Here is a 24,894-nt window from a genome sequence, read left to right as displayed (position 1 = left end):
CGGTCAGGAGCGCAGGTAGGCGAGGGTGGCCAGCACGCGGCTGTTGCGGTCCTCGTCGGGGGCCAGGCCGAGCTTGGCGAAGATCCGCTGGGTGTGCTTCTCCACCGCGCCGCCGCTGACCACCAGCCGGCGGGCGATCGCGGCGTTGGAGTGCCCCTCGGCGACGAGCTCCAGCACCTCCCGCTCGCGGGGGGTCAGCCGGCGCACCGGGTCGTCGGCGCGGCGGCGGGCGAACAGCTGGGCGACCACCTGCGGGTCGAGCACCGTGCCGCCGGCCGCGACGCCGGTGAGCGCGGCGAGGAAGGCGTCGAGGTCGGCCACCCGGTCCTTGAGCAGGTAGCCGACCCCGCCGCGGCCGTCGGCGAGCAGCTCGTCAGCGTAGGCCACCTCGACGTACTGCGACAGCACCAGCACCGCCGTCCCGGGGACGGCGGCGCGCGCCTCGACGGCGGCGCGCAGCCCCTCGTCGGTGTGCGTGGGGGGCATCCGGACGTCGACCACGGCGACGTCGGGGCGGTGCTCGGCCACCGCCCGGACCAGCGAGGGGCCGTCGCCGACGACGGCGACCACCTCGCTGCCCTCCTCCTCGACCAGGCGCACCAGCCCCTCGCGGAGCAGCACCGAGTCGTCGGCGATCACGACCCGCACGGCAGCTCCGCGACCAGCCGGGTGGGGCCGCCGGCCGGGCTGTCGACGGTGAGCACGCCGTCGACGGCGCGCAGCCGGTCGGCGAGCCCGGCCAGGCCGTGCCCGGGCACCGGCACCGCCCCGCCGGGGCCGTCGTCCTCCACGGTGACGCGCAGCGCTGGGCCCGCGGCGACCACGACGACCTGGCAGGCGGTCGCGCCGCTGTGCTTGGCCACGTTGGCCAGCGCCTCGCTGACCACGAAGTAGGCGGTGTTCTCCACCACCGGCGCCAGCCGCTCGCGGGGCAGGTCGACGGCCAGCTCGACGGGCACCGGGGACCGCGCCGCGACGGCGGCCAGCGCGGCGGCCAGGCCGCGGTCGGCGAGCACCGGCGGCGCGATGCCCCGGGACAGCGCCCGCAGCTCCTCCAGCGCCTCCCGGGCCAGGTCGGCGGCCTCGCCGAGCGTGGCGCGCGCGGCGTCCGGGTCGCGGTCGAGCTGGCGCCGGGCGCGGGAGAGGTCCATGCCCAGGCGGACCAGGTGCTGCTGCGGCCCGTCGTGGATGTCGCGCTCGAGCCGCCGCAGCGCCACGGCCTCGGCGGCGACGGCGGCGTCGCGGCCCCCGGCCAGCCGGCCGAGCTCGGCCTGGGTGGCGGCCCGGCCGGTGAGCAGCACCCGCCCGAGCTGGGCCTGCAGCAGCGCGACCGCGCGGACGACGAGCGGCAGCAGCAGCGCGAACAGCGCCCCGATCACCGTGTAGAGCAGGATGCGCCGGAACGGCGAGCTCTCCAGGCCCACCAGCTCGAGCAGGTCCTGGTTGCCCTCGTCGCGCGGCAGCGCCCAGTCCCACAGCCCGTAGCTCAGGCCGCCGAGCGCCACGGCCCACCAGCTCACCGTCACGCTGAACGCCAGCACCGCCAGCGGGAAGCGGACCAGCGCGTGCAGCGCGTCCAGCCAGGTCTGCGGGTCGCGCACCGGCGTCAGCAGCCGGCGGACGGCGCCGCCCTCGGCGGGCCGGTAGGCCGGCCGGGGCAGCGGCGTGCCGAGGACCGCGGGCAGCCAGGCCCGCTCGACACCGGCCAGGCCGCGCGCGGCGAGCAGGGTGCCGGCCAGCACGGCCAGCCCGACCCAGACGACCAGGAGCCCCGCGCCGAGGGACAGGCCGGTCACCACGACGACGAAGGCGACGGTGGCGACGGGGAAGCCGGCGAGGGCGTAGGCGGTGTCCACGCCGAGGGCGCGCAGCCGGTCGCGCGGGCGGGCCGGGTCGGGCGCTGCGGGTGTCATCGGTGGCAGGACGGCGGTGTCGGTGCTCATGCCGACGAGCCTGGCGGCGGGACGGTCACGGTCCCATCCTGCTGCCCGGCCGGTCCGCTGTCGGGCTTCCCCGACACGGCGTCGCGGTCAGCCGGCGAGCAGGGCCACCGTCTGCCGGGCCATCTCCAGCTCCTCGTCGGTGGGGACGACGAGCACGGCGACCGGGCTGTCGTCGGCCGACACCCGCCGCCCGCCCGGGGCGCGGACGGCGTTGCGCTGCTCGTCGAGCCGGATGCCCAGCGCCTCCAGGCCGGCCAGCGAGCGGGACCGCACCACCGGGTCGTTCTCGCCGATGCCGCCGGTGAAGGCGATCGCGTCGGTGCGGCCCAGCACCGCCAGGTAGGCGCCCACGTACTTGCGCACCCGGTGGCAGAACACGTCGAGGGCCAGCGCGGCCGCCTCGTCGCCGTCTGCGATGCGCCGGTGCACCTCCCGCAGGTCGTTGGTGCCGGCCAGCGCCAGCATCCCGCTGGAGGAGTTCAGCGCCCGGTCCACCTCCTCCGGGGACAGCCCCGCCACCCGGTGCAGGTGCGCGACGACGGCGGGGTCGAGGTCACCGGAGCGGGTGCCCATGACCAGCCCCTCCAGCGGCGTCATGCCCATGGAGGTCTCCACGCTGCGGCCCCCGGCGACGGCGCTGGCGCTGGCCCCGTTGCCCAGGTGCAGCACCACGGTGTTGGTCTCGGCCGGCGGCCGGTCGAGCAGCTCGGCGGCGGCGCGGGAGACGTAGGCGTGCGAGGTGCCGTGGAAGCCGTAGCGGCGCACCCCGTGGTCGCGGGCCCACTGCGGCGGCACGGCGTAGGTGTGCGCGTGCGGTGGCAGCGTGGCGTGGAAGGCGGTGTCGAACACCGCCACGTGCGGCAGGCCGGGGAAGGCGCGCCGGGCCACCTCGATGCCCACGGCGTTGACCGGGTTGTGCAGCGGCGCCAGCGTGGCCAGCTCGCGCACCGCGCGGACGACGTCATCGTCGATGCGCACGGGCGCGGAGAAGCGGTCGCCGCCGTGCACCACCCGGTGCGCGACGGCGGTCAGGCCGGCGTCGGCCAGTGACGGCCCGGCGTGCTCGAAGGCCTGCAGCGCGGCGGCGAGCGCGCCGGCGTGGTCGGGCAGCGGCTGCTCCACCACCGCTGGCTCCGCGCCCGCCCGGGAGTGGGTGAGCCGGCCCGAGGGCTGCCCGACGCGCTCGGCCAGTCCCCACGCCAGCGCCTGCACCGCGCCGACGTCGACCAGCCGGTACTTCAGCGACGACGAGCCGCAGTTGACGACCAACACCCGCCCGTTCACGACTGCGCCCCGCTCACGACTGCGCCTGGATCGCCGTGATCGCCACCGTGTTGACGATGTCCTGCACCGTCGCGCCGCGGGAGAGGTCGTTGACCGGCCGGCGCAGCCCCTGCAGCACCGGGCCGACGGCCACCGCGCCCGCGCTGCGCTGCACCGCCTTGTAGGTGTTGTTGCCGGTGTTGAGGTCGGGGAAGACGAACACGGTGGCCCGCCCGGCCACCTCGCTGGTGGGCAGCTTGGTGCGCGCCACCCCGGCGTCGACGGCGGCGTCGTACTGGATCGGCCCCTCCACCGGCAGCCCGGGGGCGCGGGCGCGCACCAGCTCGGTGGCCGCGCGCACCCGCTCGACGTCCTCGCCGCTGCCCGAGCTGCCGGTGGAGTAGGACAGCATCGCCACCCGCGGCTCGACGCCGAAGCGGTCCGCCGTGCGCGCCGAGGTGACCGCGATCTCGGCGAGCTGCTCGGCGCTGGGGTGCACGTTGACCGCGCAGTCGCCGTAGACGACCACCCGGTCGGCCAGGCACATGAAGAACACGCTGGAGACCAGCGAGACCCCCTCGGTGGTCCGGATCAGCTCCAGCGCCGGGCGGATGGTCTGCGCGGTGGTGTGCGTGGCGCCGGAGACCATGCCGTCGGCCAGGCCCAGGGCGACCATCAGGGTGCCCGCGTAGGAGACGTCGACGACCAGGTCGCGGGCGGCGTCCATGGTCACGCCGCGGTGCGCCCGCCGCCGCGCGTACTCCACGGCGAGGCGCTCGCGCAGGTCGGGCTCGCACGGGTCGAGCAGCCGCGCCCCGGCGACGTCGACGCCGGCGCGGGCGGCCGCGGCGCGCACCTCCCCGGCGTCGCCGAGCAGGGTCAGGTCGACGACGCCGCGGCGCAGCAGCCGCTCGGCGGCCCGCAGCACCCGCTCGTCGGTGCCCTCCGGGAGGACGACGTGGCGGCGGTCGGCGCGGGCCCGGTCGAGCAGCTCGTACTCGAACATCAGCGGCGTGGTCACCCGCGGCCGCGCGACCGCGGTGCGGTCGAGCAGCTCCGCGCCGTCGACGTGCTCCTCCACCAGCGCCAGCGCGACGTCCACCTTGCGCGGCGCCCCGGGGCCGATCCGGCCGGGCACCGACCCGGCCAGCGTGGCGGTCGCGTAGGTGTCCTCGTCGGTGACCACCACGGGGACGACGGCCGGCAGCCGCTCGACCAGCCGCATCACCGACGCGGCGGGCTCGATGCCGCCGGTGAGCACCAGCCCGGCCGGGGCGGGCAGCCCGCCGGACAGGTGCGCGGCGAGCACCCCGAGGACGACGTCGGCGCGGTCGCCCGGGGTGATCACCACGACGTCGTCGACCAGCCGCTCGAGCAGGTTGGGGATGGTCATGGCCGCTACCAGCACGCCGGAGGTCTCCCGGCCCAGCGCCGCCTCGTCGCCGGCCAGCACCCGCGCGGCGCAGGCCCGCGCCACCTCGGCCACGGTGGGCGCGGTGAGCACCGGCGCCTCGGGCAGCACGTACACCGGCACCGCGCGGCCGCCGACCCGCTCGCGGACCGCCGGCAGCAGCCGCGGCGGCACCCGGTTGGCCACGACCGCGACCACCTCGCCGCCGGCCGCCCGCACCGCGGTCTCGCCCACGCCGACGGCCACCGCCACGTCACCGGGGTCGCGGTCGCGGCCGGAGACGACGCACAGCACCGGCAGGCCGAGGTTGGCCGCGATGCGGGCGTTGAGCGCCAGCTCGCGGGAGGCACCGGCCTCGCTGAAGTCCGAGCCGACGACCAGCACCCGGTCGCAGCGCGCCGCCAGCGCCCGGTAGCGGGCGACGATCTCCGACAGCGCCCGGTCCTCGTCGGCCAGCACGTCGGCGTAGGGCACCCCGACGCAGGCCTCCTCGGGCAGCGCGGTGGGGGAGCGCGGCAGCAGCAGGTCCACCACCGGGTCGGCGCCGTCGCGGGTGGACACCACCGGGCGGAACACGCCGAGCCGGCCGACCCGCCGCGCCAGCAGCTCGAACACCCCCAGGGCCACGGCCGACTTGCCGGTCGCCGGCTCGCAGCCGGTGAGGTAGAGCCCGTCCGACACCCTCGTCTCCCTCCGCCCCCTGCCCGCGACCCTAGGGGCGCGGCGGCGGGGCGGCGTCCGGAGCGGGCGGGCTCAGCCGGCCTTCGGGACCGCGATCTTGTACTGGGCGATCTTGCGGTAGAGGGTGGCCCGGCCGATCCCGAGCTCCTCGGCGACCCGGGTCATCGTCGTCCCCGGCTCGGTCAGGCACCGGACGATCTCGTCGCGCTCCAGCCGCTCGAGCCGCGACAGCGGCCGGCTGCCGCCGTCGAGCACCTCCGGCGCGAGGTGGTGGACGTCGACGACGTCGGCGCGGGCGGCGGCGTCGCGCACCACCCGGCGCAGCTGGCGCACGTTGCCCGGCCACGGGCAGCCGGTCAGCGCGCGGGCCGCCCGCGGGGTGAGGGCGACGGCGCGGTGCCGCTCCTGGCGGGCGAACAGGCCGGCCAGCGGCAGCACGTCCTCGGCGCGGGCCCGCAGCGGCGGCACCTCCACGACCGCGTCGGCCAGCCGGGCGAGCGGGTCGGGCAGCGCGGCGAACTCCGGCGCCGACAGCACGAACGGCTGCGGCCGGCCGGCCCGGCGGGCGGCGGCCAGGGTGCGGGCGAGGTCGCCGGCGGCCCACGCGGGCAGGTGCGGCAGGCCCGAGACGATCACGCAGGTGCCCGGGTCGCGCAGCTCCGGCGTCCACAGCTCCAGCCAGGCCGCGACGTCCCCGCCCTCCGGCGCGCGGGCGTGCAGCAGCCGCTGCCGCGCCGCCACCCGGCGCCGGGCCAGCGCGGCCAGCGTCGCCTTGCCCGCGCCGGGCTCGCCGAGGACGGTGAGCACCCGCCCGGCCGCGACGGCGCCCGCGGCCTCGTCGAGCGCGGACCGCCAGCCGGCCGACGCGCACGGGTCGCCGACGTCGTCCCCGGCGGCGGACCCGCGGACGACGGAGAACACCTCACCGCGCGGCGCGGGCCGGACGGTGCGGCCGCCGGCCCGCACGAGCATGAGCGCGCTGGTGGCCGACGCGGCGGTCTGCGCCAGGCCGAGCAGCAGCTCCGAGGACGACTCCGACCAGGTGGTCAGGTTGATGCTGCCGGCCAGCTGCCCGGTGAGCGGCTCGAGCACGGGGGCGGCCGCGCAGGTGTAGCCGCGCAGGTCGGTGACGTAGTGGTCGCCGGCGCGCACCAGCGACGGCGCGCGGTCGGCCAGCGACAGGCCCAGGCCGTTGGTGCCGGCGTTGCGCTCGCTGTAGGTGAACCCGGGGGCCAGGTGCACCCGGTCCAGCGAGCGCCGGATGTCGCGGTCGTCGCCGAGCCGGGCGAGCACCAGCCCCTCGGAGTCGGCGACCATCAGGCTCACCGGCTCGTTGGCGATGGTCGCCTGCAGGTCGGTGAGCACCCGGTGGGCGCACTCGTAGAGCAGCGAGCCGGTGTCGGGGGAGCCGGTGAAGACGGGGATGACCTCGTCGGGCGGCACGCCGTAGTCCTGGCTGCGGTGCCACGACGCGCGCAGCCGTGGTGCGGCGGCGCGGGCGGCGAGCTCGGGGTCGGCGAGGCTGCGGGCCGGCAGGTCGTCCACGGGGTCCCTCCGGTGCTGGGAGGCCGGCCACGACGGGCCGCGCGGCGTGTGGCGCAGACCACCGAATGTACGCGGTCCAGCGAGCGGGCGGCTGTCCCGAAGTGAGACACCCGGCGGCTGTGCCGCCCCGCCGCGGCTGCCTAGCGTCGGCCCCAGGTAGTGACCCCACTCACACCGAGCCGACGGAGGCCACGGATGTACAGCAAGGACGGCGAGCAGTACCACGTCGTGGACGCCCACATCGCGCTGTGGGACGCCCGTCCCGAGAACCAGCGCAACGTGCACGGCAAGCAGTTCATCGACTGCTTCTACGACTACCACCGCAACCTGTCGCCGGAGTCGGAGACCTGGGGCTACGAGGAGTACCTCTACCAGGGCGGCGAGCGGCTGATGCGCGACGTGTTCGTCGACGGCATCGTCGACCACGCGATCTTCCAGCCCGCCCGGCTGGCGGAGTTCTACCACCGGGGCTTCGGCCAGACCGAGGAGGCGTTCGCCCTCGCCCAGGCCCACCCGGACAAGCTCACCTACAACCACTACTGGGACCCGCGCGACGGCGAGAACGGGCTGGAGAAGCTGCGCGAGAACGCCGAGCGCATGCACCTCAAGGGCGTGAAGCTCTACACCGCCGACTGGCACGGCGAGTCCCGCGGCTGGAAGCTCACCGACCCGATGGCCTACCGCTACTTCGAGGCCTGTCGCGAGCTGGGCATCCGCAACATCCACATCCACAAGGGCCCCACCATCCGCCCGCTGGACCGCGACGCCTTCGACGTCGCCGACGTCGACCACGCCGCCACCGACTTCACCGACCTGAACTTCGTCGTGGAGCACGTCGGGCTGCCGCGGCTGGAGGACTTCTGCTGGATCGCCACCCAGGAGCCCAACGTCTACGGCGGCCTGGCCGTCGCGATGCCGTTCATCCACACCCGGCCGCGCTACTTCGCCCAGATCATGGGTGAGCTCCTCTACTGGATCGGCGAGGACCGGATCCTGTTCTCCAGCGACTACGCCCTCTGGACGCCGAAGTGGCTGGTCGAGCGGTTCGTGGACTTCCAGATCCCCGAGGACATGACCGAGTACTCGCCGATCACCACCGCGCAGAAGAAGAAGGTGCTCGGCCTCAACGCCGCCCGCCTCTACGACCTGCCCGTGCCCGAGCACCTGCAGGTGGCCGAGGCCGACGAGACCCCGACCGGCCCGCGCGAGCCGGCCGCGGCCGACCTGGCGAGCGTCTGATGACGGCCGTCCTCCCCGCCCGGGCCGCCCGGGTCGACGAGGCGGCGGTGCGCGCGGCGCTCGGCACCGTCGTCGACCCCGAGCTCGACGAGCCGATCACCGACGTCGGCTTCGTCCGCTCGGTGGCGGTCGACGACACCGACGACGACACCGACGACGGGGTGCGCGTCGAGGTGCACCTGCGGCTGCCCACCTCGTTCTGTGCGCCCAACTTCGCCTGGCTGATGGTCTCCGACGCCCACGACGCGGTCTCGGGCCTGCCCGGGGTGGCGCGGGTGGTTGTCGAGCTCGACGACCACCACGACTCCGAGCTGATCAACCGCGGCCTGGCCGCGGGCCTGGGCTACCGGGGCACCTTCGGGCACGAGGCGGAGCAGTCGCTCGACGAGCTGCGGGCGACCTTCACCCGCAAGGCGCACACCGCCGCGATGGAGCGGGCGGTCACCGCCCTGCTCCGGCTCGACCCGGCCGTCGACGTCGCCGCGCTCACCCTGGGCGACCTGCCGGCGGGGGAGCCCACCACCGGGGCGCTGCTGCGCCGCCGGGCCGCGGTGGGCCTGCCGCTGGACCCCGCGTCCCCGGTGCTGGTCGAGGCCGACGGCACCCGCCCCGCCGGCGACGCCGCGGCGCACTTCCTGCGCCGGGCCCGCTCGGTGCGCATCTCGGTCGACGGCAACGCGCACTTCTGCCGCGGCCTGCTCACCACCCGCTACCCCGGGTCCGAGGCCGACCAGACGCCCCGACCCGAGGACCGTCCCCTGCTGCCCCTGGAGGTGCGCTCATGAAGGCCGTCCGCGTGCACGAGTACCACGTCGACCCCCGCATCGACGACGTCCCGGAGCCGCAGCTCCAGGGACCCCTCGACGTCATCGTCAAGATCGGCGGGGCGGGGGTGTGCCGCACCGACCTGCACATCCTCGAGGGCCAGTGGGCCGACATCCAGAACCCCGAGCTGCCCTACGTGATCGGGCACGAGAACGCCGGCTGGGTGCACCAGGTGGGGGAGGGGGTCACCAACGTCGCCGTCGGGGACACCGTGATCCTGCACCCGCAGCCGAGCTGCGGGCTGTGCCTGGCCTGCCGCGCCGGCCGCGACATGCAGTGCGAGCACGCCTTCTTCCCCGGGCTGAGCAACGACGACGGCGGCATGGCCGAGTACCTGCGCACCACGGCCCGTGCCTGCGTGAAGCTCGACCCGTCGACCAACCCGGCGGACGTCGCCGCGCTCGCCGACGCCGGCATCACCGCCTACCACGCCGTGCGCAAGGCGCTGCCGCTGCTGCACCCGGGCACGACGGCGGTCGTGCAGGGCGCGGGCGGGCTCGGCCACATCGGCGTGCAGTGCCTGGCCGCGCTGTCGGGCACCCGGGTGGTCGTCGTCGACCGCAACCCCGAGGCGCTCGAGCTCGCCCGCCAGATCGGGGCGGACGAGACCGTGGTCGCCGACGGCGACCAGGTGCAGGCGGTGCAGGAGCTCACCGGCGGCGGCGCGGACGTCGTCTTCGACTTCGTCGCCGAGCAGGGCGCGGAGACGGACGGCTGGCACATGACCGCCCCGGCCGGCTCGCTCTACGTCATCGGCTACGGCGGCGAGCTGCGCATCCCGACGCTGGAGTTCGTCGCCGGCGAGAAGAACGTCGTCGGCAACATCGTCGGCACCTACACCGACCTGGCCGAGCTGATGGTGCTCGCCCAGGCCGGGAAGGTCACCCTGCACACCCAGCAGTACCCGCTGGACCGGGCCGTGGACGCCATCCGCGACCTCGATGCCGGCAAGGTGCGGGGGCGCGCGATCCTCGTGCCGTGAGCACCGGGTGGGCCCCGGCCGGACCGCCGGCCGGGGCCCACTGCTCGACGTCCACCCGCTCGACGTCCTACCGCTCGACGTCCATCCGCCGCACGAGGTCGCCGGCGAAGCGGTACACGTGCCGCACGGTCTCCCGCGACAGCACCGTGCCGCCGGGGTCGCGCACGGTCATCGCCACGGTCACCGCCACCGAGCCGTCGGGCCGCTCCTGCACGCCGGTCGGCCGCAGCAGGGGCCGGATCTGCGCCCACTGCCGCTCCCAGTAGGCGCGCACGCCGTCGTGCCCGTGCACGCGGCCGCCCTCCCAGCCGTTGGGCCAGTCGACGTCGGGGCTCATCGCGGCCAGCACCGCGTCGAGGTCGCGGGCGGTGAAGGCCCGGTACAGCGCGCGCAGCCGCGCCGCGCGGTCCGGTGCGGACGGGTCTGCGGTCGGGGACGGGTCCGTGGTCATGGGCGGGTCCTCTCGCGACGGCGGCGCGGGCACCCGCCATCCTGGTGCCCCACCGTCCGACAGGAGAGACCATGACGCTCACCGCCCCGCGACCGCCCGCGACCGGCTCCGACGACGCCGCGCTGCGGGAGGTCGAGCAGCGCGTGCTGTGGCTGGCGACGGCGGTGGTGGACCACGCCAACCGGGTGCGGACCGACCCCTCGGGCCTGAAGGTGGGCGGCCACCAGGCCTCCAGCGCGTCGATGGTGACGATCATGACGGCGCTGTGGCTGGAGCACCTGCGCGCCGACGACCGGGTGAGCGTCAAGCCGCACGCCTCCCCGGTGCTGCACGCCCTGGAGTTCCTGCTCGGGCAGCTCGACGCCTCCTGGCTGACCACGCTGCGCGCGTTCGGCGGGCTGCAGTCCTACCCCTCGCGCCTGAAGGACCCCGTCCCGGCCGACTACTCGACCGGCTCGGTCGGCATCGGCGCCACCGCCCCGATCTGGGGCGCGCTGGCCCGCCGCTACGTCAACACCCAGTTCGGCGCCGGCGGGACGGGCCGGCAGTGGTCGCTGGTCGGCGACGCCGAGCTCGACGAGGGCGCGGTGTGGGAGGCCGTCCTCGACCCGATGGTGGCCGAGCTCGGTGAGGTCGTGTGGGTGGTCGACCTCAACCGGCAGTCGCTCGACCGCGTCGTCCCCACGATGGGCGCCACCCGGCTGCAGGGCATGTTCGCCGCCGCCGGCTGGCAAGTGCTCACCGTCAAGTACGGCGCGCTGCTCGAGGGGCTGTTCACCCGCCCCGGAGGGCCGGCGCTGCGCGACCGCATCGACGGGATGAGCAACGCCGAGTACCAGCGGATGCTGCGCCGCACCCCCGACGAGGTCCGCCGGACGCTGCCCGGGGAGGGGCCCGGCGCGGACGACGTCGCCGCGCTCGTCGCCGGCGTGCCCGACGACGAGCTGGTGGCCGCGGTGCGCAACCTCGGTGGCCACGACCTCGCCGCGCTGCGCCAGGCGTTCACCCGGATCGACGACACCCGGCCCACCGTGGTCATCGCCTACACGCTCAAGGGCTACGGGCTGGCCACCGAGGGCCACCCGCAGAACCACTCCGCGCTGCTCACCGAGGCCCAGCTGCACGAGCTGGCCGGGCACGTCGGCGTCGACCCGGCCGATCCCTGGGCGGGCTTCCCCGCCGACAGCGCGCCCGGCCGGCTGCTCGCCGCGGCCGCCGGCCGGCTGCGGCGCACCGACGTCGCGCCCCAGGTGCCGCCGCCGGTGCCGGCCGACCTCGGCCGCACCCCGTCGGGGACGGCGACGACGCAGGCGGCGCTGGGCCGCACGCTGCTCGACCTCAACCGGGCCGCGCCCGAGGTGGGCCGGCGGGTGGTGACCGTCAGCCCCGACGTGTCGAGCTCGACCAACCTCGGCGGCTGGGTGAACAAGGTGGGCGTGTGGTCGCACGAGGACCGCCGCGACTGGTTCGCCGACGACGCCGAGACGATCCTGCACTGGCGGGAGCGGCCGTCGGGCCAGCACGTGGAGCTCGGCATCGCCGAGACCAACCTGGTCGGCGCGATCGGCGAGCTGGGCGCCACCTGGTCGCGGTGGGGGCAGCCGCTGCTGCCGGTCGGCGTCCTCTACGACCCGTTCGTCGAGCGGGCGCTGGAGCCGTGGTCGTTCACGGTCTACGCCGGCGGGCAGTCGCTGCTGGTGGGCACGCCCTCCGGGGTCACGCTGGCCCCCGAGGGCGGTGCGCACCAGTCGATCACCACGCCGTCGATCGGGCTGGAGCAGCCCGGCTGCCTGTCCTACGAGCCGGCGTTCGCCCTGGACACCGAGTGGTGCCTGCTGGCCGCGCTCGGGCAGATGGGGCGGCCGGGCGGGTCGAGCTCCTACGTCCGGCTCTCCACCCGGCCGGTGGACCAGGCGCTGGCCGCCGTCCCGGCCGACCCCGCGGCCCGCGAGCGGCGCCGCCGCCAGGTCGTGGCCGGCGCCTACCCGCTGCGGCGGGTGCCGCGCCCGGCGGTCACCCTCGCCGCGGTGGGCGCCGTCGTCCCCGAGGCGCTGGCCGCCGCCGAGCGGCTCGACGGGCTCGGCTTCCCCGCCGACGTCGTCGTCGTGACCAGCCCCGACCTGCTGTTCCGGGCGGTGCAGGCCCGCCGCGGGCTGGACGAGGCGCCCGGCTGGGTGCTCGACGCGGTGTTCCCCGCCGAGCGGGCCACGCCGCTGGTCACCGTGCTCGACGGCCACCCGCACACGCTGGCGTTCCTGGCCGGGGTGCGCGGCGTGCCGGCCACCCACCTGGGCGTGACCCGCTTCGGGCAGTCCGGCGACCTCGACAGCGTGTACCGCTCCCACGGCCTCGACGTCGACTCGCTGGTGGGCGCCGCGCTGGACCTGGTCGACTGACCTCTCCGGCCGAAGAGGCAGTCGTGGTCGCCGGGCACGGCGTGTCCGCCCGTGTCGCCGACCACGACTGCCTCCCCGGCGGTGGCCCAGACGGCGGGCGCCGGGTCAGAAGTTGCCGCGCCGGGCCTGCTCGCGCTCGATCGCCTCGAACAGCGCCTTGAAGTTGCCCTTGCCGAAGCCGAGCGAGCCGTGCCGCTCGATGAGCTCGAAGAACACCGTGGGGCGGTCGCCGGTGGGCTTGGTGAAGATCTGCAGCAGGTAGCCGTCCTCGTCGCGGTCGACCAGGATCCCGCGGGCCTGCAGCTCCTCGATCGGCACCCGCACCTCGCCGATGCGGGCCCGCAGCTCGGGGTCGGAGTAGTAGGAGTCGGGGGTGGAGAGGAAGTCCACGCCCTCGGCGCGCATCGCGTCGACGGTGGCCAGGATGTCGCCGGTGGCCAGCGCGACGTGCTGGGCGCCCGGACCGCGGTGGAACTCCAGGTACTCGTCGATCTGCGAGCGCTTCTTCCCGGGCGCGGGCTCGTTGAGCGGGAACTTCACCCGGTGGTTGCCGTTGGCCACCACCTTGCTCATCAGCGCCGAGTAGTCGGTGGCGATGTCCTCGCCGATGAACTCGGCCATGTTGGTGAACCCCATGACCCGGTTGTAGAAGTCCACCCAGGCGTCCATCGCGCCGAGCTCGACGTTGCCGACGACGTGGTCGACGGCCTGGAACAGCCGCTGCGGCCGGCCCGGGCGGGGCACGAAGGACGACGTCCGCGCGACGAAGCCGGGCAGGTACGGGCCGGTGTAGCGGGACCGGTCGACCAGGCCGTGCCGGGTGTCGCCGTAGGCGGCGATCGCCGCGCGCCGCACGGTGCCGTGCTCGTCGGTGAGGTCGTGCGGCTCCTCCAGCACGGTGGCGCCCTGCGCCCGGGCGTGCGCGACGCAGCGGTCGACGTCGGGCACGGCCAGCGCGATGTCGGCGATGCCGTCGCCGTGCGCGCGGTGGTGGTCGGCCAGCGGGCTGGCGGGGTCGTAGGCGCCCTGGACGACGAACCGGGCCGCCCCCGAGCGCAGCACGTAGGCGTGGTGGTCGCGGTTGCCGGTCTCCGGGCCGGAGTAGGCCACCAGCTCCATGCCGAACGCCGACTGCAGGAAGTGCGCCGTCTGCAGCGCGTTGCCCACCACCCAGACCAGCGCGTCCCAGCCCGACACCGGGAACGGGTCGGCGGAGTCGTCGTGCTCGACCAGCCCCACGAGCTGCCTGAGCTGGTCGAGGTCGAGGCGGGCCAGCCGCTCCTCGTCGTTGAGCACCTGGTCGAGGCTCATCGTCGTCTCCCGTCGGGCGCGGTCCGGCAGCGTCGGGGGGCAGCGCACACCCGGTCACCCGGGCTGGGCAACCGGTGCCGCTGGGACTGCCCGGTGTGCTCAGATGGCACAGCTGCACCCGGCGCAGGGTGGGCAACGAGCACAGCTGGAGGCACCGTGACCCCGGGTCGGCCGCTCGACGCGCTGGACGTCGCCCTGCTCACCGCGCTGCGGGAGCACCCCCGCGCCGGCGACCTGGAGCTGTCCCGGCGCACCGGCGTGGCCCGCGCGACGGTGACCGCCCGGCTGGCGCGCCTGGAGGAGGCGGGCGTGGTCACCGGCCACGGCCCCGACGTCGACGTCGCCGCGGCGGGCTTCGGCGTGCAGGCCTTCGTCACCCTGGAGATCGCGCAGGGCGCCATCGACGCCGTCCGCCGCGACCTCGAGGCCATCCCCGGCGTGCTGGAGGCGCACGCCACCACCGGCAGCGGCGACGTGCTGTGCCGGGTGGCTGCGCGATCGCACGAGGCGCTGCAGCAGATCCTGGTCGACCTCAACCGGTCCGCGGCGGTGGTCCGCTCCACCAGCGTGGTGGTGCTCTCGGAGCTCGTGGCGTGGCGGACGCTGCCCCTGCTCGCCTCCGAGGCGGCCCGCGGGTCGGGCCGCTCGCCCTATCGGCCGGCGGACCCCGGCCGGTAGGGCCGGTTCAGCGCAGCACCACCCCGGCGTCGACCCGCAGCTCCAGCCCGGTGACGTAGCGGGCGTCGTCGGAGGCGAGGTAGCGCAGCGCGGCCGAGGTGTCCCGGGTCTCCATCCAGCCGATGGGCAGCACGTGCTGGGGCCGGGAGGCGATCTCGTACTCCTCGTCGGTGGGGTTCGGGTTGTCGGGGAGGAAGAGCCGCTTGTTCGTCTCGGTCATGTAGATGGCCGTGTTGACGTTGGTGGGGGAGAGCGCGTTGACCCGGATGGAGTGCGGGCCGAGCTCGGCGGCCATCGGCTTGAGCATCCCCACCAGCGCGGTCTTGGCCGCGACGTAGTGGGTGATGTTCGGGAAGCCCTTCGTCGCGCCGGCCGAGGCGATCATGACGATCGCGCCGCCGCGGCCGCCCTCGATCATCGCGGGGGTGGCGGCGCGGACGGTGTGCCAGACGCCGGTGAGGTCGGTGTCGACGGTGTCCTTCCACTCCTGCAGGCCGATCTCCCAGAACGGCCCGGCGCCGCAGCAGATGCCGGCGTTGGCCACCACGACGTCGACCCGGCCGAACGCGGCCAGGCCCTTCTGCAGCACCGCCTCGACGGCGGCGTAGTCGCGGACGTCGGCGCGCTCGGCGACCATCCGCCGGCCGGTGGCCTCCACGAGGGCGCGGGTCTCCTCGAGGTCGGCCTTGGTGGCCATCGGCGTGCTGGCGCCGGGGATGTCCTCGCAGACGTCGAAGCCGACGATGTCAGCGCCCTCCTTCGCGAGGTCGACGGCGAACTGCCGGCCCTGGCCCCGCCCGGCGCCGCTGATGAAGGCGACCCTCCCGGCGAAGCGGTTGGGGTCGAACGCTGTCTGGGCCATGTCCTCGGTCCTCGTGTGTCGGTGGGTGCGGGAGGGCGGCCGGCGCCGGCGGGGACGGGTCCCCACCGGCGCCGGCCGGGCGTCAGGTGTTCTGCGGGAAGCCGAGGTTGAGGCCGCCGTGGCTGGGGTCGAGCCAGCGGGAGGTGACGACCTTGCCCCGGGTGTAGAAGTGCACGCCCTCGGCGCCGTGGGCGTGGGAGTCGCCGAAGAGGCTGTTCTTCCACCCGCCGAAGGAGTAGTAGGCCATCGGCACCGGGATGGGCACGTTGATCCCGATCATCCCGACCTCCACCTCGTGCTGGAAGCGCCGGGCGGCGCCGCCGTCGTTGGTGAAGATGGCCGTGCCGTTGCCGTACTCGTTGCCGTTGATCAGCTCGACGGCGTGCTCGTAGGTGTCCACCCGCAGCACCGACAGCACCGGGCCGAAGATCTCGTCGGTGTAGACGCTCATGTGCGGCTCGACGTGGTCGACCAGCGTGGGGCCGAGCCAGAAGCCGTCCTCGCCGCCGTCGGGGGTCACCTGCCGGCCGTCGACGACGACCTTGGCGCCCTGCTGCTCGCCGGCCTCGACGTAGGAGGCGACCCGGTCGCGGTGCTTGGCGCTGATCAGCGGCCCCATGTCGCAGCCCTTGCGACCGTCGCCGGTGCGCAGGGTGCGGGTGCGCTCGGCGATGCGGGCGACCAGGTCGTCACCGATCCCGCCGACGGCGAGCACCGCGCTGATGGCCATGCACCGCTCGCCGGCCGAGCCGAACCCGGAGTTGACCGCCTGGTCGGCGGCGAGGTCGAGGTCGGCGTCGGGCAGCACGACCATGTGGTTCTTCGCCCCGCCCAGGGCCTGCACCCGCTTGCCGTGCCGGGTGCCGGTCTCGTAGACGTAGCGCGCGATCGCGGTGGACCCGACGAAGGACACCGCCTTCACGTCGGGGTGCTCCAGCAGCCGGTCGACGGCGACCTTGTCGCCCTGGGCGACGTTGAACACGCCGTCGGGCAGCCCGGCCTCCTTCCACAGCTCGGCCATCCAGAGCGCCGCGGAGGGGTCCTGCTCGCTGGGCTTGAGGACGACGGTGTTGCCGGTGGCGATCGCGACGGGGAAGAACCACATCGGGACCATCGCCGGGAAGTTGAACGGGCTGATGACCGCCACCGGACCGAGCGGCTGGCGGATCGAGTGCACGTCGACGTTGGTCGAGGCGTTCTCGGTGAACCCGCCGCGGACCAGCGAGGGCACGCCGCAGGCGTACTCGACGACCTCCTGGCCGCGGGAGACCTCGCCGAGGGCGTCGTCGAGGACCTTGCCGTGCTCGGCGGTGATGATCGCGGCGAGCTCGGGCTTGCGGGCGTTGAGCAGCTCGCGGAACCGGAAGAGCACCGCGGTGCGCTTGGCCAGGGAGGTGTCGCGCCAGGCGGGGAAGGCGGCCGTCGCGGCGGCGACGGCCGCGTCGACCTCCTCGACGCTGGCCAGCGCGACCTCGCCGGTGACCTCGCCGGTCGCGGAGTCGGTGACCTCGCCGGTGCGGCCGCTGGTGCCCTCGCGGCGGGCGCCGTCGATCCAGTGCGGGATGGCGGTGGGCATGCTCGCTCCTCAGGAGACGGTGGTGTCGGGGAAGTGCTTGGTGACCAGCTCGCGGATGGCCTGCAGCATCCGGGTGCCGGACTCGCGGGCCTGGTCGTCCCAGCCGAAGACACAGGTGGTCAGGACGCCGTCGAAGCCGATGCCGGCCAGGGCGGCGAAGGCCTCGTCGAAGTCGACGTCGCCCCGGCCGATCTCCATGTGCTGGTGCACACGGGTGGTGTTGCCCGGCGGGTTGGTGATGTACCGCAGCCCGTCGGAGGCGCGGTGGTCCATCGAGTCGGCCACGTGCACGTGGGTGAGCAGGTCGCCGGCGTGGGCGATGACCCCCGGTGCGTCGTCGCCCTGGTGGAACGTGTGCGGCAGGCAGTAGAGGAAGGACACGCCCGGGCTGTCGATGCCCCGGACCATGTCGACCGCCGGGTGGCCGAGCTCGATGAAGTCGTCTGGGTGCGGCTCGAGCGCGAGCCGGATCCCCTCGCGCTCGAACACCGGCAGCAGCTCCTCCATCGAGCGCCAGAACATCGCCTCGGCGAGCTCGGGGGCCTCGGGCCGGCCGTTGAACTCGCTGTTCATCGTGTCCACGCCGAGCTCGACGCAGATCTCGATGGCGCGCCGCCAGTAGCGCACGGCCGCCTGCCGCTCCACCTCACCGGGCCCCGACCAGCGCATGACCGGCAGCACCGAGGTGATCCCGACGCCGGCGTCGGCCAGCCGGGACTTGAACGCCCGGACGGTGGCGGTGTCGATGCGGGGGTGCTTGAAGAAGGGGACCAGGTCCTCGCGGGGCGAGAGCTCGATCCACCCGTAGCCCATCCGGGCCACCTCGTCGGGCAGCTCCAGCAGGGGCGTCGTCCGCAGCATCTGCGGGTCCAGCGCGATCCTCATCGCTCCTCCATCCGGACCTCGGTGCGCCGGCCGGTGCGCAGCGCCTCCACGCCCGCGGCGCAGACCGCCTGGGCGGCGTAGCCGTCCCACGCGCCGGGGCCGTCGATGCCGCCGCGTCGGGCGGCGTCCACCCAACGCTGCACCTCGACGTCGTAGGCGCGGCCGAACCGCTCGCGGAAGCCGGGGGTGACCGCGGTGCCGCGCACGGCGCCGCCCGGCCCGGCCTGCTGCCGGACCAGGCCGGCGTCCAGGCCGATCAGCGCGCTGCCGTCCTCGCCGACGACCTCGGTGCGCACCTCGTAGGCCAGGCCGGTGCTGACGAAGCACTCGACGTCGACCAGCCGGCCGCCGGTGGTCTCGAGGAGCACCACCAGCGGGTCGGACAGGCCCTCGGCGGCGCGCCGGGTGGACCGGGGGCGCAGCACGGTGACCGCGGCGATCTCCTCGCCGAGCAGGAACCGGGCGACGTCGACCTCGTGCACCACGGAGTCGTTGACGACCGACTCGGTGGTGACGCCGGCGGGCACCGCGGGGTTGCGGTGCGCGCAGTGCACCAGCAGCGGCTCGCCGAGGCCGCCGGAGGCGACCAGCTCGCGCAGCGCGGCGTACTCGGGGTCGAAGCGGCGCATGAAGCCGACCTGCACCAGCCGGCGCCCGGTGCGCGCGGTGTGCGCGTCCTCGGCGCGGACGACGGCCAGCGAGCTGTCGGCGTCCATGGTCAGCGGCTTCTCGCACAGCACCGGGGTGCCGCGCTCGATGCAGGCGAGCACCTGCTCCTCGTGGAAGCGGCCGGGGCTGGCGACGACGACGGCGTCGACCTCGGGGTCGGCGATCGCGGCCAGCGGGTCGGGCACCACCCGGCAGCCGGGCACCTCGGCGGCGACCTGGTCGGCGCGGTCGGTGGCGGCGTCGCTGACCACGGTCACCCGGGCCCCGGACACCCGGCGGGAGAGCCGGGCGACGTGGTCGGCGCCCATCAGGCCGACGCCGAGCACGGCGACGCGCAGGTCGGCGGTGTCCGGCCCGGCGGCCGCGGCGGCGGGCAGCACCTCGGCGGCGGTCACGCCTGCTCCGCCGCGGGGGTGCGGGGCCGGCCGAGCTGCAGCGAGGGCAGTCCGCAGGAGCCGATGAGCCGGTGGGTGCGCTGCGCGATGGGCAGCGGCACGTCGGGCGGGCAGGGGTAGAGGTCGTGCTCGACGATGGCGAACACGTCCAGGCCCAGCCGCTCGACCTCGGCCAGCAGCGGCGGCAGGTCGGGCACGCCGTGCGGCGGTTCGATCATGGCGCCGAGCTGCACGGCCTGGGGGAAGGGGACGTCCTCGGCGTGCACCCGCTCGAGCACGGCCGGGTCGACCTGCTTGAGGTGCAGGTAGCCGATCCGCTCGGGGTAGCGGCGGACGAGGTCGAGGTTGTCCCCGCCGTAGTAGCTGACGTGCCCGGTGTCCAGGCACAGCGGCACGTACGCCGGGTCGGTCTCGGCGAGGAAGCGCTCGATGTCGGGCTGGCGGCCGACGTGGCTGTCGGCGTGCGGGTGGAAGGCGATGGACAGGCCGAACTCCTCCTGCACCGCGCGGCCGAGCCGGTCGACGCCGGCGGCCAGCCGCGCCCAGGCCTCGGCGGTGAGCTCGCGCGGCTCGATGGCCTCGCCGGTCTTGTGGTCGCGCCAGACGTCGGGGATGACGACGACGTGGGTGCCGCCCATCGCGGCGGTGAGCGTCGCCACGTCGCCGACCTGCCGCCACACGTCGTCCCAGGAGTCGGGTCGGTGCAGGTGCTCGAACACGGTGCCGGCCGAGACGCGCAGGCCGCGGGCGGCCAGCTCGTCGGCGAGCCGGGCGGGGTCGGTGGGCAGGTAGCCGTGGGGGCCGAGCTCGATCCACTCGTAGCCGGCGGCGCTGACCTCGTCGAGGAAGCGCGGCCAGGGCACCTGCTGGGGGTCGTCGGGGAACCAGACGCCCCACGAGTCGGGCGCGGACCCGACGCGGATCCGGGCGCCTCCGGGCTGCTGCACGGTCATGTCTGCCTCTCCTCGGAGGGTGCTCAGGAACGCTCGGACGGCGTCAGGTAGGGGTGCTGGCGGGCCTTCCACTGCTCGTAGACCCCGCGGGCCTGCTGCGTGCTCTCGAGCGTGGACACCGCGCTGACCGGCACGTCCCACCACGACTCGCTGGAGGGGGCGTCGACCAGCGGGTCGGTCTCGACGTGGACGACGGTGGTGCGGTCACTGGCCTTGGCCTTGCGCAGGGCGGCCTCCAGGCTCGGGCCGTCCTGGGCGGTGAGGACGTCGACGCCGAGGCTGGCGGCGTTGGCGGCGAGGTCGACCGGCAGCACGTCGCCCTCGAGGCGGCCGTTGGCGGCGCGGGCGCGGTAGCGGGTGCCGAAGCGCTGGGAGCCGAGCTGCTCGGACAGCGCGCCGATCGAGGCGAAGCCGTGGTTCTGCACCAGGACGACGACGATCTTGACGCCCTCCTGGACGGCGGTGACCAGCTCGGTCGGCATCATCAGGTAGGAGCCGTCGCCGATCATGACGAACACGTCGCGGTCGGGGGCGGCCATCCGGATGCCGATGCCGCCGGGGATCTCGTAGCCCATGCACGAGTACCCGTACTCGACGTGGTAGCCCTTCGGGTCGCGGACCCGCCACATCTTGTGCAGGTCGCCGGGCATGGAGCCCGCGGCGCAGACGACCACGTCGCGGGGCGCCGACACCTCGTTGACCAGGCCGATGACCTCGTTCTGGGTGAGCCGGCCGCCCTCGCCGGCGCTGGGCACCGGCGGGTGGTAGGCGGCCTCGACGGTGGCCTCCCACGCGGCGGCGAGCTCGGCGGTGCGGGTCCGGTACGCGTCGTCGACCGACCAGCCGGCCAGCGCGTCGGTCAGCGCGGTGAGCGCCTCGCGGGCGTCGGCCTGCACCGCGATGCCGGCGTGCTTGACCACGTCGGGGGAGGCGACGTTGACGTTGACGAAGCGCACGCCGGGGTCGCTGAAGGCGGTGCGGGAGGCGGTGGTGAAGTCCTGGTAGCGGGTGCCGATGCCGATGACGACGTCGGCCTCGCGGGCCAGGGCGTTGGCCGCCGTCGTGCCGGTGGAGCCGATGGCGCCGACCGACTGCGGGTGGTCGAAGGGCAGCGCGCCCTTGCCGGCCTGGGTCTGGGCGACCGGCACGCCGGTGGCGGTGGCGAACGCGTCGAGGGCCTCGGTGGCGTGGGAGTAGACGACGCCCCCGCCGGCCACGACCAGCGGCCGCCGGGCCGAGCGGATGGCCTCGACGGCGCGGGCCAGCGCGGCGCGCTCGGGCAGCGGGCGGCCGACGTGCCAGGTGCGCTCGGCGAACAGCTCCACCGGCCAGTCGAAGGCCTCGGCCTGCACGTCCTGCGGGAAGCAGAGGGTGACCGCGCCGGTCTCGGCCGGGTCGGTGAGCACCCGCATGGCGCCCAGCAGCGCGCCGGGCAGCTGCTCGGGCCGCCAGACGCGGTCGAAGTAGCGCGACACCGGGCGGAAGGCGTCGTTGACGGTGACGTCGCCGGAGGCGGGCAGCTCCAGCTCCTGCAGCAGCGAGCCGGCCGAGCGGGTGGCGAAGGTGTCGGCGGGCAGCAGCAGCACCGGCAGCCGGTTGATGGTGGCCAGCGCCGCGCCGGTGAGCGTGTTGGTGGAGCCGGGCCCGACGCTGGTGGAGATCGCCCAGGTCTGCAGCCGGTCCTTGGCGCGGGCGTAGGCGACGGCGGTGTGCACCATGGCCTGCTCGTTGCGGCCGAGCACGTAGGGCAGCGCGCCGGGCTCGTCGAGCTCGGCCTGCAGCAGCGCCTGGCCGAGGCCGGCGACGTTGCCGTGACCGAAGATGCCCAGGCAGCCGGCGAACAGCCGCTGCCGCTGCCCGTCGCGCTCGGTGTGCTGCTGGGCGAGGAACCGCACGACCGCCTGGGCGACGGTCAGCCGGACGGTCTCGGTCTCGGCCGGGGGGTGGGACGGCGCGCTCACGGTCGGGTCGCTCCGTTCTGCTCGGGTCGGGCGGGGGGAGGGGTGGCGGCTCGGGCGGGGGAGTGCAGGGGCAGCCGCGGGTCGACGTCCTGCTGCGCCCAGCTCTCGCGCACCCAGGCGTGCTCGGGGTCGTCGACGATGCGCCAGGCCCGCTCCGGGCCGGGGCCGGCCATGACGTTGAGGTAGTAGAGGTCGTGCCCGGGCGCGGCGATCGAGGGCCCGTGCCAGCCGTGCGGGACGAGGACGACGTCGCGGTCGCGGACCTCGGCGAGCACGTCGATCGGCCGCTCGGGGGTGCCGTAGACGCGGTGGTAGGCCAGGCCGGGCTGCCCCTGCGGGCCGGGGGCGACCTCGAAGTAGTAGACCTCCTCGAGCTCGCTCTCCACGTCGCTGGTCTCGTCGTGCTTGTGCGGCGGGTAGCTCGACCAGTTGCCGCCGGGCGTGACCACCTCGCAGGCGATGATCGCGTCGGCCTCGAACACGCCGGCGGTGGCGAAGTTGTTCACCTGCCGGCTGCAGGCGCCGGCGCCGCGCAGCTCGACCGGCACGCCGGCCGCGGGGCCGTACCGGACCGGCAGCCGCCGGCGGGCGCGGGCGCTGCAGAGGGCGAACCGGCCCCCGTGCTCGCTGGCGAGTTCCGCGGTGGCCTCGCGGGGCAGGTAGGCGAAGTCGGTGGGGCCGGCGAAGACGTCCGGCCGGCCGGTCAGCTCCAGGTCCTGCCCGTCGCAGGACACGCGCAGCCCGCCGGACAGCGGCACGACGAGCACCTCGTCCTCGCCGGTGGCCAGGGTGTGCCGCCCGCCGGGGGCGAGCTCCAGCACGCGCAGGCCGGAGTGGGCCCAGCCGGCGGACTCGGGGGTGACCTCGAGGGCGTAGTCGCCGGCGGCGGCGCTGCCGGCGGGCAGGTGCAGGGCGCGGGTGTCGGGTGCGGGCACGGTGGCGGTCACGGCGTCACCCGTGGACGAGGGAGACGGCGGTGTCGACCGCGGCCTCGACGTCGTCACCGGGCGGGTAGAGCAGCGTGCGGCCGACCACCAGGCCGCGCACGGAGGGCAGCGCCAGCGCGTCGCCCCACTGCGCGTAGGTCTCCTCCGGGTGCCGCGAGGGGTCCCCGCCGAGCAGCAGCGTGGGCAGCGTGGTCGCGTCCATGACCCGCGCCATCTCGTCGACCACCGGGAGCTTGAGCCAGGTGTAGGCCGACGTGGCGCCCAGGCCCTGGGCGATGTGCACGCTGCGGATGACCGCGTCGGGGGAGAGGTCGTTGACCACCCGGCCGTCGACGCGGCGGGACAGGAAGGGCTCGAGCATGGCCACCACGCCGGCGCGGGCCAGCTCGGTGACCGCCCGGCCGGCCGACTCCATCGACACCACGGTGCCGGGGTCGTCGAGGTCGAAGCGGTTGAGCATCTTGGCCGCGTCGAAGCGGGCCTCGACCACGCCGCGCACGTCGTAGGCGGTCATCCGGTCGTCCATCTCGAAGACCGAGCCGGCCAGGCCGCCGCGGTTCATCGAGGCGACGACGACCTTGTCCTCCAGCGCGCCCATGAGCAGGAGGTCCTCGGCGATGTCGGCGGTGGCGAGCAGGCCGTCGACGCCGGGCCGGGCCAGCGCCGTGCGCAGCCGGTCGAGCATGTCGGTGCGGCTGTTCATCGCCGTCGGCCGGCCCTGCGCGGCCAGCGCGCCGCGGGCGGGGTGGTCGGCGGCGACGAGCATGAGCCGGCCGTCCTCGGGGAGGAAGGCGGGGCGCCGCCGGCGGGTGGCCAGCGCCCGCGCGACGGCCTCGGGGTGGCGGCTGCGCAGCTCGGTGACCTCGGCGTAGGTGGCGCACAGCGGCACGGTCGTGCCCAGGTCGGGCAGGTCCAGGGCGGTGTCAGGCACGGGTGCTCTCCAGGCGGGGGGTGGGGGAGGCGTGCGCGGCGACGTGCGCGGCGACCTCGTCGGCGGTGGGCATGGCGGTCGAGCACTCCAGGCGCGAGGCGACGATGGCCCCGGCGGCGTTGGCGTTGCGCAGCACCTGCTCCAGCGGCAGGCCGGCGAGCAGGCCGTGCACCAGCGACCCGCCGAAGGCGTCACCGGCGCCGAGGCCGTTGACCACCTCGACCGGCGTGGGCGGCACGACCACCCGCTCGGTGCGGGTCTTGCCGAGGACGCCGCGGGGGCCCTGCTTGACCACGGCGAGCTCGAGCCCCGCGTCGAGCAGCGCGTCGGCGGCCCGGTCGGGGTCGGTCTCGCCGGTGGCGACCTCGCACTCCTCGCGGTTGCCGACGGCGACGGTCACGTGCGGCAGCGCCGCCCGCACCTGCCGCGCGGCCTCGTCGTGGGAGGACCAGAACACCGGCCGGTAGTCCAGGTCGAGCACGGTGTGCCGCTGCCGCCCGCGGGCCGCCCAGGCGGCGTGGTGCGCCGAGCGGGAGGGCTCCTCGGACAGGCCGGTCACCGTGGCCCAGAACAGCCGGGCGCCGCGGACGGCGTCGAGGTCGAGGTCGGCGGGCCGCACCTGCAGGTCGGGGGCGGTGGGCCGGCGGTAGAACCACAGCGGGAAGTCGTCGGGCGGGAAGACCTCGCAGAAGGTCACCGGCGTCGGGTGCTCGGGGTCGACGACGACGAAGCGGTCGTCGACCGACAGCTCCCGCAGCGCCCGCCGCACGAACCGGCCGAAGGGGTCGTCGCCGACCCCGGTGACCAGCGCGACGGACTCCCCGAGGCGGGCGGCGGCCACCGCGACGTTCGCCGCGCTGCCGCCCAGGTACTTGCCGAAGGTCTCGACGTCCTCCAGCCCGACGCCCACCTGCAGCGGGTAGACGTCGACGCCGCTGCGGCCCATGACCACCACGTCGGGTGCGTTCTGCACGGTGCGCTCCGTCCCTG

The 24,894-nt window shown here is 75.4% G+C and carries 21 protein-coding genes; 5 read left to right on the top strand and 16 right to left on the bottom strand.

What is annotated here, in order from left to right; all coding sequences use genetic code 11:
* Window positions 1-3: 3 nt before the first annotated feature.
* The 5 genes from BLQ97_RS19045 to BLQ97_RS19025 all read right to left on the bottom strand — a co-directional run bounded on the left by BLQ97_RS19045 (window position 4) and on the right by BLQ97_RS19025 (window position 6,843).
* The gene (locus BLQ97_RS19045) at window positions 4-639 is read right to left on the bottom strand and encodes a response regulator (RefSeq protein ID WP_245692463.1); all 636 of its coding nucleotides are present in this window, start codon (window positions 637-639) and stop codon (window positions 4-6) included.
* Window positions 636-1,943, bottom strand: a complete 1,308-nt coding sequence (locus BLQ97_RS19040) for a sensor histidine kinase (protein WP_091367681.1) — start codon at window positions 1,941-1,943, stop codon at window positions 636-638. The genes BLQ97_RS19045 and BLQ97_RS19040 overlap by 4 nt, the downstream gene beginning before the upstream one ends.
* 87 nt (window positions 1,944-2,030) lie before the next feature.
* The gene (locus BLQ97_RS19035; RefSeq protein ID WP_091367678.1) at window positions 2,031-3,227 is read right to left on the bottom strand and encodes an acetate/propionate family kinase; all 1,197 of its coding nucleotides are present in this window, start codon (window positions 3,225-3,227) and stop codon (window positions 2,031-2,033) included.
* A gap of 13 nt (window positions 3,228-3,240) precedes the next feature.
* Window positions 3,241-5,298, bottom strand: coding sequence for a phosphate acetyltransferase (pta, locus tag BLQ97_RS19030; protein WP_091367676.1), 2,058 nt, complete (start codon window positions 5,296-5,298; stop codon window positions 3,241-3,243).
* A 72-nt stretch (window positions 5,299-5,370) separates the two neighbouring features.
* Window positions 5,371-6,843: an AAA-type ATPase lid domain-containing protein gene (locus BLQ97_RS19025; RefSeq protein WP_217637273.1), complete on the bottom strand. Its 1,473-nt coding sequence runs from the start codon at window positions 6,841-6,843 to the stop codon at window positions 5,371-5,373.
* A gap of 195 nt (window positions 6,844-7,038) precedes the next feature.
* Here BLQ97_RS19025 and BLQ97_RS19020 point away from each other — a divergent pair, with 195 nt between their 5' ends.
* From BLQ97_RS19020 to BLQ97_RS19010, 3 genes are read left to right on the top strand one after another with little or no spacing between them, the layout of a single operon-like run.
* Entirely contained in the window at window positions 7,039-8,082 is a 1,044-nt protein-coding gene (locus tag BLQ97_RS19020; protein ID WP_091367674.1) for an amidohydrolase family protein, read from the top strand.
* Window positions 8,082-8,867, top strand: a complete 786-nt coding sequence (locus BLQ97_RS19015; protein WP_091367673.1) for an iron-sulfur cluster assembly protein — start codon at window positions 8,082-8,084, stop codon at window positions 8,865-8,867. Before BLQ97_RS19020 ends, BLQ97_RS19015 begins: the two co-directional genes overlap by 1 nt.
* On the top strand, window positions 8,864-9,889 hold the full coding sequence (locus BLQ97_RS19010) for an NAD(P)-dependent alcohol dehydrogenase (RefSeq protein ID WP_091367671.1): 1,026 nt from the start codon (window positions 8,864-8,866) through the stop codon (window positions 9,887-9,889). Before BLQ97_RS19015 ends, BLQ97_RS19010 begins: the two co-directional genes overlap by 4 nt.
* A gap of 67 nt (window positions 9,890-9,956) precedes the next feature.
* Here BLQ97_RS19010 and BLQ97_RS19005 read toward each other — a convergent pair whose 3' ends face one another.
* Window positions 9,957-10,340: a nuclear transport factor 2 family protein gene (locus tag BLQ97_RS19005; RefSeq protein ID WP_091367669.1), complete on the bottom strand. Its 384-nt coding sequence runs from the start codon at window positions 10,338-10,340 to the stop codon at window positions 9,957-9,959.
* A gap of 71 nt (window positions 10,341-10,411) precedes the next feature.
* Here BLQ97_RS19005 and BLQ97_RS19000 point away from each other — a divergent pair, with 71 nt between their 5' ends.
* Window positions 10,412-12,736 (top strand): transketolase-like TK C-terminal-containing protein, encoded by a 2,325-nt coding sequence (locus BLQ97_RS19000; RefSeq protein ID WP_091367668.1) that lies wholly within the window; start codon window positions 10,412-10,414, stop codon window positions 12,734-12,736.
* Between the two features lie 105 nt (window positions 12,737-12,841).
* On the opposite strand, the gene hppD is transcribed toward BLQ97_RS19000, so the two are convergent.
* Entirely contained in the window at window positions 12,842-14,047 is a 1,206-nt protein-coding gene (hppD, locus tag BLQ97_RS18995) for a 4-hydroxyphenylpyruvate dioxygenase (protein WP_091367666.1), read from the bottom strand.
* 156 nt (window positions 14,048-14,203) lie between these two features.
* Here hppD and BLQ97_RS18990 point away from each other — a divergent pair, with 156 nt between their 5' ends.
* The gene (locus BLQ97_RS18990) at window positions 14,204-14,725 is read left to right on the top strand and encodes an Lrp/AsnC family transcriptional regulator (protein ID WP_091367664.1); all 522 of its coding nucleotides are present in this window, start codon (window positions 14,204-14,206) and stop codon (window positions 14,723-14,725) included.
* 7 nt (window positions 14,726-14,732) lie between these two features.
* On the opposite strand, the gene BLQ97_RS18985 is transcribed toward BLQ97_RS18990, so the two are convergent.
* The 9 genes from BLQ97_RS18985 to iolC all read right to left on the bottom strand — a co-directional run bounded on the left by BLQ97_RS18985 (window position 14,733) and on the right by iolC (window position 24,877).
* Window positions 14,733-15,587 carry a mycofactocin-coupled SDR family oxidoreductase gene (locus tag BLQ97_RS18985; RefSeq protein WP_091367662.1) on the bottom strand — a complete coding sequence of 285 codons (855 nt, stop codon included), beginning with the start codon at window positions 15,585-15,587 and terminating at the stop codon, window positions 14,733-14,735.
* A gap of 82 nt (window positions 15,588-15,669) precedes the next feature.
* Window positions 15,670-17,163, bottom strand: a complete 1,494-nt coding sequence (locus tag BLQ97_RS18980) for a CoA-acylating methylmalonate-semialdehyde dehydrogenase (protein ID WP_091367660.1) — start codon at window positions 17,161-17,163, stop codon at window positions 15,670-15,672.
* A gap of 9 nt (window positions 17,164-17,172) precedes the next feature.
* The gene (locus tag BLQ97_RS18975; RefSeq protein WP_091367658.1) at window positions 17,173-18,048 is read right to left on the bottom strand and encodes a sugar phosphate isomerase/epimerase family protein; all 876 of its coding nucleotides are present in this window, start codon (window positions 18,046-18,048) and stop codon (window positions 17,173-17,175) included.
* A complete protein-coding gene (locus BLQ97_RS18970) occupies window positions 18,045-19,112 on the bottom strand; it encodes a Gfo/Idh/MocA family protein (protein ID WP_245692461.1) in 1,068 nt (355 codons plus the stop codon). Before BLQ97_RS18970 ends, BLQ97_RS18975 begins: the two co-directional genes overlap by 4 nt.
* The gene (locus BLQ97_RS18965) at window positions 19,109-20,065 is read right to left on the bottom strand and encodes a sugar phosphate isomerase/epimerase family protein (protein ID WP_091367656.1); all 957 of its coding nucleotides are present in this window, start codon (window positions 20,063-20,065) and stop codon (window positions 19,109-19,111) included. The genes BLQ97_RS18970 and BLQ97_RS18965 overlap by 4 nt, the downstream gene beginning before the upstream one ends.
* Window positions 20,066-20,088: 23 nt before the next feature.
* The gene (gene iolD / locus BLQ97_RS18960) at window positions 20,089-22,026 is read right to left on the bottom strand and encodes a 3D-(3,5/4)-trihydroxycyclohexane-1,2-dione acylhydrolase (decyclizing) (RefSeq protein ID WP_091367654.1); all 1,938 of its coding nucleotides are present in this window, start codon (window positions 22,024-22,026) and stop codon (window positions 20,089-20,091) included.
* The gene (iolB, locus tag BLQ97_RS18955) at window positions 22,023-22,973 is read right to left on the bottom strand and encodes a 5-deoxy-glucuronate isomerase (protein ID WP_245692458.1); all 951 of its coding nucleotides are present in this window, start codon (window positions 22,971-22,973) and stop codon (window positions 22,023-22,025) included. Before iolB ends, iolD begins: the two co-directional genes overlap by 4 nt.
* A 4-nt stretch (window positions 22,974-22,977) precedes the next feature.
* A complete protein-coding gene (locus BLQ97_RS18950) occupies window positions 22,978-23,904 on the bottom strand; it encodes a class I fructose-bisphosphate aldolase (RefSeq protein ID WP_217637272.1) in 927 nt (308 codons plus the stop codon).
* Window positions 23,897-24,877 carry a 5-dehydro-2-deoxygluconokinase gene (gene iolC, locus BLQ97_RS18945; protein ID WP_217637271.1) on the bottom strand — a complete coding sequence of 327 codons (981 nt, stop codon included), beginning with the start codon at window positions 24,875-24,877 and terminating at the stop codon, window positions 23,897-23,899. Before iolC ends, BLQ97_RS18950 begins: the two co-directional genes overlap by 8 nt.
* Window positions 24,878-24,894 lie beyond the last annotated feature (17 nt).

It is taken from the genome of Geodermatophilus telluris, from assembly GCF_900102745.1.
GTDB lineage: Bacteria > Actinomycetota > Actinomycetes > Mycobacteriales > Geodermatophilaceae > Geodermatophilus > Geodermatophilus telluris.
This window is presented reverse-complemented; position numbering and strand designations above follow the sequence as displayed.

Excerpts from the sequence above, each read along its gene's own strand:
- BLQ97_RS19040 (WP_091367681.1), bottom strand. The coding sequence starts at position 1,943 with ATGAGCACCGACACCGCCGTCCTGCCACCGATGACACCCGCAGCGCCC.
- BLQ97_RS19020 (WP_091367674.1), top strand. The coding sequence starts at position 7,039 with ATGTACAGCAAGGACGGCGAGCAGTACCACGTCGTGGACGCCCACATC.
- BLQ97_RS19015 (WP_091367673.1), top strand. The coding sequence starts at position 8,082 with ATGACGGCCGTCCTCCCCGCCCGGGCCGCCCGGGTCGACGAGGCGGCG.
- BLQ97_RS19010 (WP_091367671.1), top strand. The coding sequence starts at position 8,864 with ATGAAGGCCGTCCGCGTGCACGAGTACCACGTCGACCCCCGCATCGAC.
- BLQ97_RS19005 (WP_091367669.1), bottom strand. The coding sequence starts at position 10,340 with ATGACCACGGACCCGTCCCCGACCGCAGACCCGTCCGCACCGGACCGC.
- BLQ97_RS19000 (WP_091367668.1), top strand. The coding sequence starts at position 10,412 with ATGACGCTCACCGCCCCGCGACCGCCCGCGACCGGCTCCGACGACGCC.
- hppD (WP_091367666.1), bottom strand. The coding sequence starts at position 14,047 with ATGAGCCTCGACCAGGTGCTCAACGACGAGGAGCGGCTGGCCCGCCTC.
- BLQ97_RS18985 (WP_091367662.1), bottom strand. The coding sequence starts at position 15,587 with ATGGCCCAGACAGCGTTCGACCCCAACCGCTTCGCCGGGAGGGTCGCC.
- BLQ97_RS18980 (WP_091367660.1), bottom strand. The coding sequence starts at position 17,163 with ATGCCCACCGCCATCCCGCACTGGATCGACGGCGCCCGCCGCGAGGGC.
- BLQ97_RS18975 (WP_091367658.1), bottom strand. The coding sequence starts at position 18,048 with ATGAGGATCGCGCTGGACCCGCAGATGCTGCGGACGACGCCCCTGCTG.
- BLQ97_RS18965 (WP_091367656.1), bottom strand. The coding sequence starts at position 20,065 with ATGACCGTGCAGCAGCCCGGAGGCGCCCGGATCCGCGTCGGGTCCGCG.